Annotated in this window: 16 protein-coding genes; 1 reads left to right on the forward strand and 15 read right to left on the reverse strand. The window is 55.7% G+C overall.

Annotated elements, in window-relative coordinates:
* Positions 1-28 precede the first annotated feature (28 nt).
* The 15 genes from N0B36_RS08620 to napF form a co-directional block, all read right to left on the reverse strand.
* Positions 29-1,078, reverse strand: coding sequence for a cytochrome c-type biogenesis protein CcmH (locus N0B36_RS08620; RefSeq protein WP_259687092.1), 1,050 nt, complete (start codon positions 1,076-1,078; stop codon positions 29-31).
* Positions 1,075-1,632, reverse strand: coding sequence for a thiol:disulfide interchange protein DsbE (gene dsbE / locus N0B36_RS08625; protein ID WP_003834613.1), 558 nt, complete (start codon positions 1,630-1,632; stop codon positions 1,075-1,077). The genes N0B36_RS08620 and dsbE overlap by 4 nt, the downstream gene beginning before the upstream one ends.
* A complete protein-coding gene (locus N0B36_RS08630) occupies positions 1,629-3,584 on the reverse strand; it encodes a heme lyase CcmF/NrfE family subunit (protein ID WP_016153766.1) in 1,956 nt (651 codons plus the stop codon). Before N0B36_RS08630 ends, dsbE begins: the two co-directional genes overlap by 4 nt.
* Complete coding sequence (ccmE, locus tag N0B36_RS08635) at positions 3,581-4,060, reverse strand: cytochrome c maturation protein CcmE (RefSeq protein WP_016153767.1); 480 nt, start codon at positions 4,058-4,060, stop codon at positions 3,581-3,583. Before ccmE ends, N0B36_RS08630 begins: the two co-directional genes overlap by 4 nt.
* Entirely contained in the window at positions 4,057-4,269 is a 213-nt protein-coding gene (gene ccmD / locus N0B36_RS08640) for a heme exporter protein CcmD (RefSeq protein WP_016157004.1), read from the reverse strand. Before ccmD ends, ccmE begins: the two co-directional genes overlap by 4 nt.
* Entirely contained in the window at positions 4,266-5,003 is a 738-nt protein-coding gene (locus N0B36_RS08645) for a heme ABC transporter permease (RefSeq protein WP_016153769.1), read from the reverse strand. Before N0B36_RS08645 ends, ccmD begins: the two co-directional genes overlap by 4 nt.
* Before the next feature lie 76 nt (positions 5,004-5,079).
* Positions 5,080-5,739 (reverse strand): heme exporter protein CcmB, encoded by a 660-nt coding sequence (ccmB, locus tag N0B36_RS08650; RefSeq protein WP_003027542.1) that lies wholly within the window; start codon positions 5,737-5,739, stop codon positions 5,080-5,082.
* Positions 5,736-6,356 carry a cytochrome c biogenesis heme-transporting ATPase CcmA gene (gene ccmA, locus N0B36_RS08655; protein WP_016153771.1) on the reverse strand — a complete coding sequence of 207 codons (621 nt, stop codon included), beginning with the start codon at positions 6,354-6,356 and terminating at the stop codon, positions 5,736-5,738. Before ccmA ends, ccmB begins: the two co-directional genes overlap by 4 nt.
* A 20-nt stretch (positions 6,357-6,376) precedes the next feature.
* Entirely contained in the window at positions 6,377-6,979 is a 603-nt protein-coding gene (gene napC / locus N0B36_RS08660; protein ID WP_003027548.1) for a cytochrome c-type protein NapC, read from the reverse strand.
* 9 nt (positions 6,980-6,988) lie between these two features.
* Positions 6,989-7,438, reverse strand: a complete 450-nt coding sequence (gene napB / locus N0B36_RS08665; RefSeq protein WP_016153772.1) for a nitrate reductase cytochrome c-type subunit — start codon at positions 7,436-7,438, stop codon at positions 6,989-6,991.
* Positions 7,435-8,298, reverse strand: a complete 864-nt coding sequence (gene napH, locus N0B36_RS08670) for a quinol dehydrogenase ferredoxin subunit NapH (RefSeq protein ID WP_259687096.1) — start codon at positions 8,296-8,298, stop codon at positions 7,435-7,437. Before napH ends, napB begins: the two co-directional genes overlap by 4 nt.
* Positions 8,285-8,980 carry a ferredoxin-type protein NapG gene (gene napG / locus N0B36_RS08675; RefSeq protein WP_259687097.1) on the reverse strand — a complete coding sequence of 232 codons (696 nt, stop codon included), beginning with the start codon at positions 8,978-8,980 and terminating at the stop codon, positions 8,285-8,287. The genes napH and napG overlap by 14 nt, the downstream gene beginning before the upstream one ends.
* A gap of 6 nt (positions 8,981-8,986) precedes the next feature.
* Positions 8,987-11,473 (reverse strand): nitrate reductase catalytic subunit NapA, encoded by a 2,487-nt coding sequence (gene napA, locus N0B36_RS08680; protein WP_016153775.1) that lies wholly within the window; start codon positions 11,471-11,473, stop codon positions 8,987-8,989.
* Positions 11,470-11,733 (reverse strand): chaperone NapD, encoded by a 264-nt coding sequence (gene napD / locus N0B36_RS08685; RefSeq protein ID WP_016153776.1) that lies wholly within the window; start codon positions 11,731-11,733, stop codon positions 11,470-11,472. The genes napA and napD overlap by 4 nt, the downstream gene beginning before the upstream one ends.
* The gene (gene napF / locus N0B36_RS08690; protein ID WP_016157008.1) at positions 11,723-12,214 is read right to left on the reverse strand and encodes a ferredoxin-type protein NapF; all 492 of its coding nucleotides are present in this window, start codon (positions 12,212-12,214) and stop codon (positions 11,723-11,725) included. Before napF ends, napD begins: the two co-directional genes overlap by 11 nt.
* A 413-nt stretch (positions 12,215-12,627) precedes the next feature.
* On the opposite strand from napF, the gene eco reads away from it, so the two are divergent.
* On the forward strand, positions 12,628-13,125 hold the full coding sequence (eco, locus tag N0B36_RS08695) for a serine protease inhibitor ecotin (RefSeq protein WP_029139607.1): 498 nt from the start codon (positions 12,628-12,630) through the stop codon (positions 13,123-13,125).
* The last annotated feature ends 22 nt before the right edge of the window (positions 13,126-13,147 follow it).

Genomic DNA, 13,147 nt, shown 5'->3' on the forward strand with positions numbered 1-13,147 from the left:
GAAGCGCTATCGGGGCTATTCTGGATACTTATTTCTCCTGCGGCGTTAGCTGCTCCATCGCCTGCTTAATGCTCCGTTCTATTACCGCCCGACGGGTATCGTTGGCAGGTAATAGTTTCAGCATCATCTCCCACGCCGCAACCGCCTCGCCGAAGCGCTGCTGTTCAAAGGCGTTGAAAGCGTACATGCTGAGAACCCGAACGTTGGCATGTTCGCCACGCACCAGTTGGCGTAGCAGCTCCCCTCCCCGACGGTTATCATCAGGATCGGAAGAACGGGTCAGCGCTTCCGCATAGCCCAGCGCCGCATCGCTGTTTTTAGGATCCAGTCGATAGGCATTGGCATAGGCTTCAGTGGCCGTACTGGCGTTACCAAGAACCATGCCAATGCGTCCAAGCATGATCCAGCCTTCAACATTTGCGGGATCGGCTTGTAAACGCGTGCGCAGCCCCAGCGCCAGACGCGCCATATCTTCTTCATTGAGCGGTTCCGCTTTCGGATCCAACGCCCGCTCCAGCAGCGCCGGAGCCTGAGCGGTGGCCTGCTGCCAGACCTGAACCTGCTTATAGCTGCCGATTTGGTAATAGCTTACTGCGCCAACCACCAGCGCCACCACGATCCCAGGCACAAACAACCCGAATCCACCGCGCTTGCCATTCGGAATAATATCGTCAGGAAACGCTTCCTGTTTCACCCGGACGCGTCGGCGAGTACGGGCGAAAATAATCCAGCCCCCCAGACCAATCGCTACCACCGGCATCACCCACAGCAGCACGGTGAGCGGCGTTAACGGCGGATCGTACGTGACGAAGTTGCCGTAGCGCGCCACCATGTAATCGACAATTTCTTTCTGGCTTTTTCCTTCCTGCATCAGTTCGTACACTTTCTGACGCAGGTCGGTAGCAATCATCGAGTTAGAATCGGCAATGCTGTTGTTCTGGCATTTAGGACAACGCAGTTGTTCAGTAAGCTGGCGGAACTGCTGCTCCTGCTCTTCGTCCTTAAACTGCATCACGTCGATAGTCGCAAGCGCGGATCCCGAGATAACCAGCATTAGCAGGCCCAGTAAAAATCTCATTGCGCAGCCTCCTTACTGTACTTGTCCCATAACGGTTTGATCTCGCTCTCCCACACCCGGGCGTTCAGATCGCCGGCATGGCGATAGCGAATAATGCCTTTGCCGTCGATCAGGAACGTCTCCGGAGCACCGTACACGCCAAGATCCAGACCGAGCATACCGTCGCCGTCAAACAGACTTAATGAGTAAGGATTACCCAGCTCTTTCAGCCAGACAATGGCTTTCTGACGATCATCTTTATAGTTCAGACCCACTACCCGCACGCCTTGCGCAGACAGCTGATTCAGATACTGATGCTCGGCGCGACAGGTTGGGCACCAGGTCGCCCAGACGTTCAGCAATACCGGTTTGCCCTGCGTCAGCACATCGGCCTGATAGTGCTGACCCGGATTTTCCAGTGACTCCAGGCGGAATGTCGGAACAGGTTTGCCGATCAGCGCCGATTCCAGATTAGTGGGATCGTCCCCCTGAGCGTTACGCGCGAGCTGCCACAACAGCGCCGCCGCAATGATGAGAAAAATAATAAACGGAATTAACAGTGCGTTGCGCTTCATACAGCCTCCGACGCATTTTTTTGCACCGCGGCGCGAGGTCGCGTCCGCTGGCGATAGCGTGGATCAAACAGGCAGAACAACCCGCCCAGCGCCATCAGCAATCCTCCGGCCCAAATCCAGCGAATAAACGGTTTGTAGTACAGGCGTACAGCCCATGCGCCATTATCCAGTTCTTCACCCAGCGCAGCGTAAAGATCGCGCGTGAATCCGCCGTCAATTGCCGCTTCGGTCATCATCGAACTGGTGCTGTTATAGAAGCGTTTTTCCGCATGCAGCGTGGCTTCTGGCTTACCATCTCGGGTAACGCCAATAATGGCAACGCCACCCCGGTAGTTTGGCCCGGTAATATCTTTCACTTCGCGGAAAGTGAACTGATAGTTATGGATACTAACGCTATCACCCGCTTTCATGCGCACATCGCGTTCAACGCTGTAGTTCTGGCTAAAGGCAATACCAACAATGGTAATCGCCAGCCCGACGTGACCCGATACCATGCCCCAGTAGCTTGGCGTTAGCTTTGTCCCACGGGAAATACGCAGGAACGCTTCGGACATCGCCAGTACGAATATCCAGCACGCCATCGCCAGCCCCACCACTGTCATGGCGGCAATGCGATCCTCAAGCAGCCACGGCAGCAGCAGTGACAGAACAAGGGTGGTGACAAACGCGATAAGCAATAACGTTTTCAGTTTACGCGGTCGGTCACGGCCCCAGCGCACTAATGGCCCAATCCCCAACAACAGTGCGAACGGCGCCATCAGCCAGGTGAACATGGTGTTGAAAAACGGCTCGCCAATCGAAATGCTGCCCAGCCCCAGCTGTTTGTGCACCAGCGGCAGCAGTGTGCCCAGTAGCACCACCAGCATGGCGGCAATCAGCAGGACGTTATTCCCCAGCAGCAGCGATTCACGCGACCACAGCGCGTTGTTCACCCGTGAGCGAACCTTGTGACCGCGCACCGCAAACAGCAGCAGGGAGCCGCCAATTACCAGCACCATAAAGGCCAGAATAAACATTCCGCGCGACGGATCGGAGGCGAAAGCATGCACCGACACCAGTACGCCGGAGCGCACCAGGAAAGTACCTAACAGACAAAGTGAGAATGCGCAGATTGACAGCAACAGCGTCCAGGCTTTAAAGCTGGCGCGCTGTTCGGTTACCGACAACGAGTGCATCAGCGCCGTTCCCACCAGCCATGGCATAAACGAGGCGTTTTCAACCGGATCCCAGAACCACCAGCCGCCCCAGCCCAGCTCGTAATAGGCCCAGGCCGAACCGAGCACAATGCCCAGCGTCAGAAACACCCACGCCGCCAGCGTCCACGGACGCGAAAAACGGGCGAATGTGCTGTCCAGTCGTCCGCTCATCAGCGCAGCAATCGCAAACGCAAAGGCGACCGAGAAGCCGACATACCCCATGTACAGCAGCGGCGGATGGAAAATCAGCCCCGGATCCTGCAACAGCGGGTTCAGGTCACGTCCTTCAATCGGGAAGTTCGGCAACGTGCGGGCAAACGGGTTGGAGGTAAACAGAATAAACAGCAGGAAACCGACGCTGACCATTCCCATGACCGCCAGCACGCGGGCGACGATATCCAGCGGCATGCGCTGGCTGAACGCTGCAACGGCGAACGTCCAGCCGCTCATCAGCAGCACCCACAGCAGCAGCGAGCCTTCATGCGCCCCCCACGTCGCCGCCACCCGATACCAGACCGGAAGCTGGGTATTGGAGTTGCTGGCGACGTAGGTCACGGTAAAGTCATTAACCACGAAGGCGTTGACCAGAATCAGGAACGCCCCCATCACACAGATAAACAGTACCCAGGCAAAGGGACGCGCGGAGGCCATCATCCGCACGTCGCCGCGCGCTACGCCCCACAGAGGATAGACCGACAGCAGTAATGCAACGCCAAGCGCAAGGCACAACAGCGCATTGCCAATTTCAGGCATCATGACGTTTTATCCTTATAAACACTTTCCGGGCGACGGTGGTTTTCCTGCATCGCTTTTTCGACTTCCGGCGGGGTGTAATTTTCATCATGTTTAGCAAGCACTTCTTTAGCCTGCACATGATTTCCCCCGTCCAGTTCGCCCTGAACGACGACGCCCTGCCCTTCGCGGAACAGATCCGGCAGAATGCCTTCATAGGTGACATCCACCACACCTTCGGCGTCATAGATGCTGAAATTCACCTTCAACGACTGCGGATCGCGCTTTACGCTGCCAGGCATAACCATACCGCCCACGCGCAGGCGCTGGCCGACTTCAGGCATTTGCTGCGTTTCGCGCTTACCGTAGAGTATCTCTCCCGGCGTATAGAACAGATCGATATTGGAACGCAGCGCGTAGAGCACCAGCGAAATGGTCAAAGCCAGACCTGCCAGGACCGCGCAGGCTATCCATAACCGATTTTTACGTCGAATATTCACGCCGCCTCCCGTTGCACTTGCGCCGCGCGCATACGCGCTTCTCTCGCCCGCTGCTGCGCGACACCGCGTAAGATGGCACGATGCTGTAACGCAGAATGCAGCACCAGCGCCACCAGCGGGATAACGCTCATCGCCACAGCCAGCCAGACATACAAGGCGTAACCGCCCATCGCGAAAAAATCACTCCATGATGCAAATGCAGGGGTCATTGGCGGCCTCTTTTTAAGATCAGTTCGCTCACCCACGGGCGGCGTTTTTCCATCATCAAAATCAGGTTACGCATGCGCATCAGCGCCAGCGTGACAAACAGTAACAGGTAGCCGACGATCGCCAGACGCAGCGGCGCGCGCATTGCCGGATCGATACTCTGCTGCATACGAGTCGACCCCTGATGCAGCGTATTCCACCACTCGACCGAGTAGTGAATAATCGGCAAGTTGACCACGCCAATCAGCACCAGAATGCCGGCAGCGCGACCAGCCAGACGGCGGTCGTCAAAGGCATGCCACAGCGCAATGGCGCCAACGTAGAGAAACAGCAGCACCAGTTCAGAGGTGAGTCGGGCATCCCAGACCCACCAGGTGCCCCACATCGGTTTGCCCCATGCAGAGCCCGTCACCAGCGCAATAAAGGTAAACACAGCACCAATGGGCGCCATCGCGGCCAGCGCCAGATTGGCCATTTTCATCTGCCAGACCAGGCCAATAAACGCGGCAACGGCCATCGATGCATAAATACCCATCGACCAGATTGCCGCCGGAACGTGCAGATAAATAATGCGATAGCTCTGCCCCTGCTGATAATCCGCAGGCGCGAAGCCAAAGCCCCAGATCAACCCGGTTATCAGTACCACCGCGCTGGCAATCGCCAGCCACGGGATAAACCAACCGCAGATCTGATAGAGCCGAGGAGGCATCGCCAATTGATGAAGTGTTTTCCACATAGTTCAGTCACCAGACTCCGTAAATTAATATCCATTGTGCCGGAGCGCCTTGCCCGGCCTGCATATCTCAACTGCGCTACTGCACGCTGATCCGTAACGCCGCAGCTGTGGCAAACGGGCTTAGCGTGGCGCTGCCGACCAGCAACGCGCCCAGAATCGCCATGTACCCTTCAACCGGTAAGTGCATGGAAGCCGCATCCATCGCCGCGGTCGCAAAAATCAGTAAGGGTATGGTGAGCGGGAGTACCAGTACGCTTAACAGCACGCCGCCGCGCTTTAAGCCCACCGTCAACCCCACGCCCGGCGCGCCGAGGAAGCCCAGCGTCGGCGTCCCGAGTAACAAGGTCAGCGCCATAATTTTCCAGCCGTACATATCCATGCCCAGCAGCAACGCCACCAGCGGCGAGAGGATCAGCAGCGGCAGGCCGGTCACGACCCAGTGCGCCATTACTTTCGCCAGCACCACTGCCGGCAGCGGCAACGGCAGCAGCATCAGTTGCTCAAGGCTGCCGTCCTGCAGATCATCACGAAACAGGCGCTCCAGCGCCAGCAACGACGCCAGCAACGCCGCAACCCAGATGATGCCCGGTGCAATACGCGCCAGCAGTTGCGGCTCCGGCCCAATGCTCAGCGGGAACAGCGTAATAACAATCAGGAAGAACCATAAAGGATTGGCGATTTCCGCACTATGACGAAACGCAACTCGTAGTTCTAAACGGAAGATTCGCCACATCATTGCGTTGCCCTCTCGCTGGTCAGCGCAATACGTCGCACTTTATCGGTCTCTACATTGAGCGGTTGGTGGGTGGTGAGAATAACAATACCGCCCTGCTCCGTATGCTGCGCCATACGCTGAGTCAGTCGCTCAACGCCGTTCACATCAATGGCGGTAAAGGGTTCGTCGAGGATCCACAGCCGGGCGCGAGTCAGCCACAAACGGGCCAGCGCCACGCGCCGCTGTTGTCCGGCGGAGAGTTGATTCACCGGGATATCTTCATATCCGGCAAGCCCCGCCTGCGCCAGCGCAGCCAGACACTGTGCGACGTCGCCGTCATGGTGGAAGAAACGCAGGTTTTCCAACGCCGAAAGCCGGGTTTTTATCCCCGGCTGATGTCCGATCCACAGCAGTTGTTGATGGTAGCTGTCCCGCACGTGATGCAGCGGTTGCTCTTGCCAGCAAACCTCCCCTGCGTCGGGACGCGCCAGCCCGGTAAGTAACCGCAGCAAAGTGGTTTTCCCTGCGCCGTTGCTGCCGGTAATTTGTACCCATTCCCCTGCGTTGACGCGAAATGACAAATCGCTGAACAGTATTCTGTCATCCCGCTCGCAAAGTAATTCTCTGGCTTCAAGCATACCTGGTTATCTACATCCTGTTAAAATCCCGGTTTGACTTCGCGCATATCAGGCAGTTTGTGCGCTATCCCTTTATGACAGTCAATACAGGTTTGCCCGTCTTTCACGGCCTGGTCGTGCATTTTGGCCGCAACGCCTTTCTGGGCGGTTAAATCCATAAACTCGAAGTTGTGACAGTTTCGACACTCTTGCGAATTGTTATCTTTCATACGCCGCCACTCATTTTGCGCCATCGTTAAACGATGGTCTTCAAATTTCTGCGGTGTATCTATCAACCCCAGTGCTTTCGCGTACAGCTCTTTACTGGCCTTGATCTTACGAATCATTTTCGGACCCCACTCATGTGGGACGTGGCAATCAGGGCAAGTCGCTCGCACACCACTACGGTTGTTGTAGTGTACGGTTTCCATGTATTCCTGGTACACCGTATTGCGCATTTCGTGACAGCTAATGCAGAACTCTTCTGTATTGGCCTTTTCCATACCGGTATTAAAGCCGCCCCAGAAAATAATGCCGCCCACAAAGCCGATTAACAACAGCGTGCCGAGCGCCAGACGGCTGGGGCGACGCCACCATTGCCAGACGCGCTTAATCCAGCCTGGTTTACGGTTAGAATTTTCCATAATGACCTCTTATTTCCCGTAACCTTTCGAGGGGGTGAAGGTATTTTCAACAATCGGCGCGGCGTCAGCCTGCGGCACGTGACATTGCAGGCAGAAATAACGACGCGGCGCGACTTCAGCCAATACCTTACCGTCGCTGTCCATAAAGTGCGTCGGACTGATGCGCGGCGCACCGGTGGTGCGATAGCTTTCCACACCGTGACATTGCAGGCAGCGGTTAGTATTAGTCGTCACCTGATACCCTTCAACGCTGTGCGGAACCATCGGCGGCTGATTCACATAGTTCAGCGGCATACGCACTTGCTCTTTCGGCATGCGAATCGCCCCTTCTTGTGTCCCTGAGACTTCCGGTGACTGGCTCAGATCCACTCCGTTTGCAGCCCAAACGGCCCCACTGACTACCAGGGCCAGCGCAGCCGTCCATTGACTCAGCGCTTTAATCAGGTCATGGCTTTTCATGATTTCGCTCCCGAACTCCATCGTGTTGTTATTGTAAAAACATCCTCAGAACAGACATCCACACAGCGACCGCAGGCCATGCAATCGCGGCTGGTTACCTGCACCGGACTTTGCTCATCCAGCACCGGCGCACGTAGCACATGCGGTTCCGGGCAAACATGAAAACAATCCATACAGCGGTTACATCTGTTACGTTCTTTTGCCGAAACGGTTAATGCACCTTTACTCCCCACCACGCTATACAGCGCACCCAGTGGGCAAAGATGCCCGCACCAGCCATGCTCAACGACCAGTAGATCAAATAAAAACAGCGCGAGGATCAGCAGCGCCCCGCTGCCAAATCCCATGACCAGGCTCCGTCCGAGCAGAGAGACTGGATTTATCCACTCCCACAGCAGCGTACCGGTCAGCGCGGAACCGACCAGGATAACCACCAGCAGGACGTACCGTATATGGCGCGGCAGGGTTGCAGACTGATTCAGGTCAAACCTTCTGCGCAACCAACTGGCTAAATCGGTGACAGGGTTCATGGGACAAACCCAACTGCAAAACAGTCGCTTACCCGCCAGGGCATACAGCACCGTGATGATGACCGCCCCCATTAACGCAACCGTCGCCGGCAGGTGTCCGCTGGCCAGGCTTTGCAGGGTAATCAGCGGATCGGTGAACGGGATGGAGTCCAGCAACAGGCTGCTACTGTAATTGCCATGCAGGATCCAGATGCCAAGCCACGGGCCGCTAAGGAACATCGCCAGTATCAGAAACTGGCTCAGACGACGCAGCACCAGCCAGCGATGACTCTTCCACCATCCTTTTTTTGCCTGCGCTTCACGCCCGGCGTCACGTTTACGATTTGCCATTGTTCCCCTCCAGCCAACCGAAGCGGTAATGGTGTCCTAACTCCCCTTTCGCCAGCGACAGGGGCAGCACTTTTATTGCTGGCTGCTCCAGGACGCAGACTTTTTCGCATTTCCCGCAGCCGGTACAGGCATCGCTGTGTACGGTCGGAATAAACCGCGCATGCTTGCCGGTACGCATGTTGCGGTCCAGCTCCAGGGTGATAGCCTCATCGATTTTCGGGCATTCGCGATAGCAAACGTCGCAGCGTAATCCCTGATAGTTGAGGCAGTTTTCGTGATCAAGCAGTACCGCCAGCCCCATGCGTGAATCGTCAATAGATTCAATGTCCCTGTCCAACGCACCGCTGGGGCAAACTTTGGCGCACGGAATGTCTTCACACATTTCGCAGGGAATATCACGCGCGACAAAATACGGCGTACCGGCAGCCAGCCCTGAGGCCAGCGTCGCCAGCTTCAGCGTGTCATACGGGCAGGCCTGAACGCACTGACCACAGCGCACGCAGGCACTGGCGAATGCCTCCTCGCTCAGTGCGCCTGGCGGGCGTAGCCGCACGCCGGTTGCACGTGCGGTTTGCTGTTGCAACGCCAGCGCCACGCCAACGACGGCCAGTCCGCCCGCTGCGCGAACCATATCGCGCAGAAAGCGGCGGCGGCCATTTTGGGGTTTTGCTGACCGGGACATAACGCGTTACACCTTCGCCAGTTTCACAGCGCACTTCTTGAAATCCGTCTCTTTGGAGAGCGGATCCGTCGCATCCAGCGTCAGGTTGTTCACCAGCTGTGCGGCGTCGAAGAACGGCATGTAGACCAGCCCCTGCGGTGGACGGTTACGCCCGCGCGTTTCAACTATCGAGATAACTTCACCACGACGGGAAACCACTTTGACTTTGTCGCCACGGCGCAGATCGCGTGCTTTTGCATCCAGCGGATGGATAAACAGCACAGCTTCCGGGAAAGCACGGTGCAGCTCAGGTACGCGACGCGTCATGCTGCCGGTATGCCAGTGCTCCAGCACACGTCCGGTAGACAGCCACAGGTCGTACTCTTTATCCGGCGCTTCTGCGGCAGGTTCAAATGGCAGCGCGAAGATGACCGCTTTGCCGTCCGGCTTACCGTAGAACTTGTAGCTTTCACCCGCTTTCACGTAAGGGTCGTTGCCTTCGCTGTAGCGCCACTGGGTCTCTTTGCCCTCAACGACCGGCCAGCGTAAACCGCGCGCTTTGTGGTAATCGTCAAATGGCGCAAGGTCATGCCCGTGACCACGACCAAACCAGGCGTACTCTTCGAACAACCCTTTTTGCAGATAGAAGCCCAGCTCGCGGGATTCATCGTTCAGCTGATCTTCAGCCAGTTCAGCCACCGGGAATTTCGTCACTGCAGGCGTGGCAAACAGTACGTCATACAGCGTTTTGCCGCGCAGTTCCGGTTTCTGTGCCAACAGCGCTTCCGGCCACACTTCTTCTGTTTTGAAGCGACGAGAGAACTGCACCAGTTGCCACAGATCCGATTTCGATTCACCCGGCGCTTTAATCTGCTGACGCCAGAACTGTGTACGACGTTCCGCGTTACCGTAAGCACCTTCTTTCTCTACCCACATCGCGGTCGGCAGGATCAGGTCGGCCGACAGAGCGCTGACCGTCGGGTACGGATCGGAGACGATGATGAAGTTGCGCGGATCGCGCCAGCCCGGCATACGCTCTTCGTTGATGTTCGGACCGGCCTGCATGTTGTTGGTACACATCGCCCAGTAGACATTGAGCTTGCCATCTTTCAGCGCACGGTCTTGCGCCACGGCATGCAGACCGATTTTTGCCGGAATGGTCCCCGCCGGAATATTCCAGTGCTTCTCACAGATATCGCGGTGTTTTTCGTTCGTAACCACCATGTCCGCAGGCAGACGGTGGGAGAACGTACCGACTTCACGCGCGGTACCGCAGGCGGAAGGCTGACCGGTCAAAGAGAACGGACCGCAGCCTGGCTGGGAGATTTTACCGGTCAACAGGTGCAGGTTATAGACCAGGTTGTTGGCCCACACGCCGCGGGTATGCTGGTTGAAGCCCATCGTCCAGTAGGAGATGACTTTTTTCTTCGGATCGGCATACAGCTGCGCCAGTTGTTCCAGCTGATCTTTCGGTACGCCGGTCATTTCGGCGGTTTTATCCAGCGTGTACTCGGCAACAAAGGCTTTGTAATCCTCAAAGCTCATCGGCTCAGAGGCATCGGATCCCGGGTTTTTCGCCGCTTTTTCCAGCGGATGGGTTGGACGCAGACCGTAGCCAATGTCCGTCACGCCTTTACGCAGATTAACGTGCTTGCTAAAGAAATCCTGGTTGATCGCATTGTTTTGAATGATGTAGTTAGCGATGTAGTTGAGGATCACCAGATCGGTTTGCGGCGTGAAGACCATGCCGTTATCCGCCAGCTCAAAGCTGCGGTGCTGGAAGGTGGAGAGCACCGCGACATTAACATTGGGATCGGACAGACGACGGTTGGTGATGCGCGACCACAGGATCGGGTGCATCTCCGCCATATTCGCGCCCCACAGGACGAAAGCATCTGCATGCTCGATATCGTCATAGCAGCCCATCGGTTCATCCATACCGAAGGTACGCATAAAGCCGACTACCGCTGACGCCATGCAGTGACGCGCGTTCGGGTCGATGTTATTCGAACGGAAACCCGCTTTAAACAATTTGGCAGCGGCATAACCTTCCCAAATCGTCCACTGACCCGAGCCGAACATACCGATAGACTCCGGGCCTTTCTCTTTCAGGGACGTTTTGAATTTCTCTTCCATCACGTCAAAGGCCTGGTCCCAGCTAATCGGGGTGAACTCGCCTTCTTTGTGATACTTACCGTCCTTCATGCGCAGCATCGGCTGCGTTAAACGGTCTTTTCCGTACATGATTTTCGGCAGGAAGTAACCTTTGATGCAGTTAAGCCCACGGTTAACCGGCGCATCCGGATCGCCCTGGCATGCCACAACACGCCCTTGCTGCGTCCCGACCAATACGCCACAGCCCGTCCCGCAAAAACGGCACGGGGCTTTGTCCCATTTGATGGCTTCTTGCTGACCGACTACCGCACGGGCTACGCCCGGCACGCTTAACCCGGCAGCCGCCGCAGCGGCCGCAACGGCGTTAGCTTTCATAAAGCTACGACGACTGAGTTTCATGGTGTTTCCTCACCTTGCTCATCCTGCTGGTGATAAACCAGCGACACCGCCAGCACGCCCGCAACGTTGCGCACTGACTCAATAGTTTTCATTAACGTTTCGCTGTGCTCAGCTTCCACCACCACGATCAGTTGACCGCTTTCCACATCGCTGAGTGCAACTTCGCAACCTGGGAACGAACGCAACTGCGTGGCGATATCATTGATATGCTGACTTTTGGCCTGAACGACCAGGCTGCAGACCTGCCAGTTATTGTCCATGGTTGTACTCCGCGTTAATGGCTGATACCGGGCAGATAGCGACACATGCGCCACATCCGTTACAGTCCTGATTGTCGAGCTGCGGCTGATAAATGCCGGACAGCGTGGGACGAAAGGTTATGGCCATGGGTTCACAGCTATCCTGACAGCGATGACATTCAACGGACTGATGTGCGAGACAGTTTTCCCCAATCGTAAAATTCAGATCCCATGCCCTGGTGTGGCGCGGAAGAAAAAGGGATTCAGAACAGGCCTCTGCGCAGGCATAGCAAAAGCTACACTCGCCGTGTTTGAAATTTACGCTCGGGTAACCGCCCTGGCCTCGCTGCAGGATGTCGGTTTCACACGCCTGGATGCAGGCGTCACAACGAAGGCAATGGGCCAGAAAGTGAGAGTCTTCCTTGCTCCAGGGCGGACGGATCCCTGAGTTGGCGTTTCGCCAACTGCCTGTCAACATGCCTCGACGGGATAAATCAACCATGACATTGTCCTTCCATAATGACGCCCTTCCCTGGCGGGTTGAACGACATAAAAAACTGCACTATTTATGAGTAGTTATTTTTAGTCGTAAGATATTTCAGGATGTGTTAGAGGTGCATACCCCAATCGGGGTAAATGCTGTTGCCGGATCAAAGGAGTGTTGAGTTGGCGGGAAAAAATGCGCTTTTGCTCACATTTCAATGAGTTATATAACACTGTATATAACGAAACACTCAAAAAGAGAATGATTTTATAATTAAGATTATTCTTAGAATATATCGCTAGTCTGAAAGCAGACCTCTACCAAATACACTTAAAATATAAGTAAATCCAGATTAATCGATTATGTAAATATGTTAACCTGCCCCAGACTCGTTCATAAGACAGAAGAAAGGAAACACTGTGAACAATAAGATGAAAACAATTGTCCCTGCCGTACTTTTCGCCGCCTTTGCCAGCGCCTCTGCATGGGCTGCCAGTAACGATGCCGGCGCTCAGCCGCTGGAAAAAGTCGCCCCTTATCCTAAGGCGGAAAAGGGTATGAAGCGCCAGGTTATCCAGCTTACTCCTGAGAAAGATGAATCTACTCTGAAAGTAGAACTGCTGATCGGACAAACGCTGGAAGTTGACTGCAACCAACACCGCCTGGGCGGAGAACTGGACAGCAAAACGCTGGAAGGTTGGGGATATGACTACTATGTCTTCGACAAAGTGACGTCTCCGGTTTCAACCATGATGGCCTGCCCTGACGGTAAGAAAGAGAAGAAATTTATTACCGCGTATCTGGGTGATGACGGCATGCTGCGCTACAACAGCAAGTTACCGATTGTGGTCTATACGCCGGAGAACGTGGAAGTGAAATACCGTATCTGGAAAGCGGAAGAGAAGATTCAGGACGCAGTCGCGCGATAAGTAAGAATGTGCCGGAGGGCGG

Origin of the sequence: Citrobacter sp. XY323, assembly GCF_025106035.1 — a bacterium.
Taxonomy (GTDB): Bacteria; Pseudomonadota; Gammaproteobacteria; order Enterobacterales; family Enterobacteriaceae; genus Citrobacter; species Citrobacter braakii.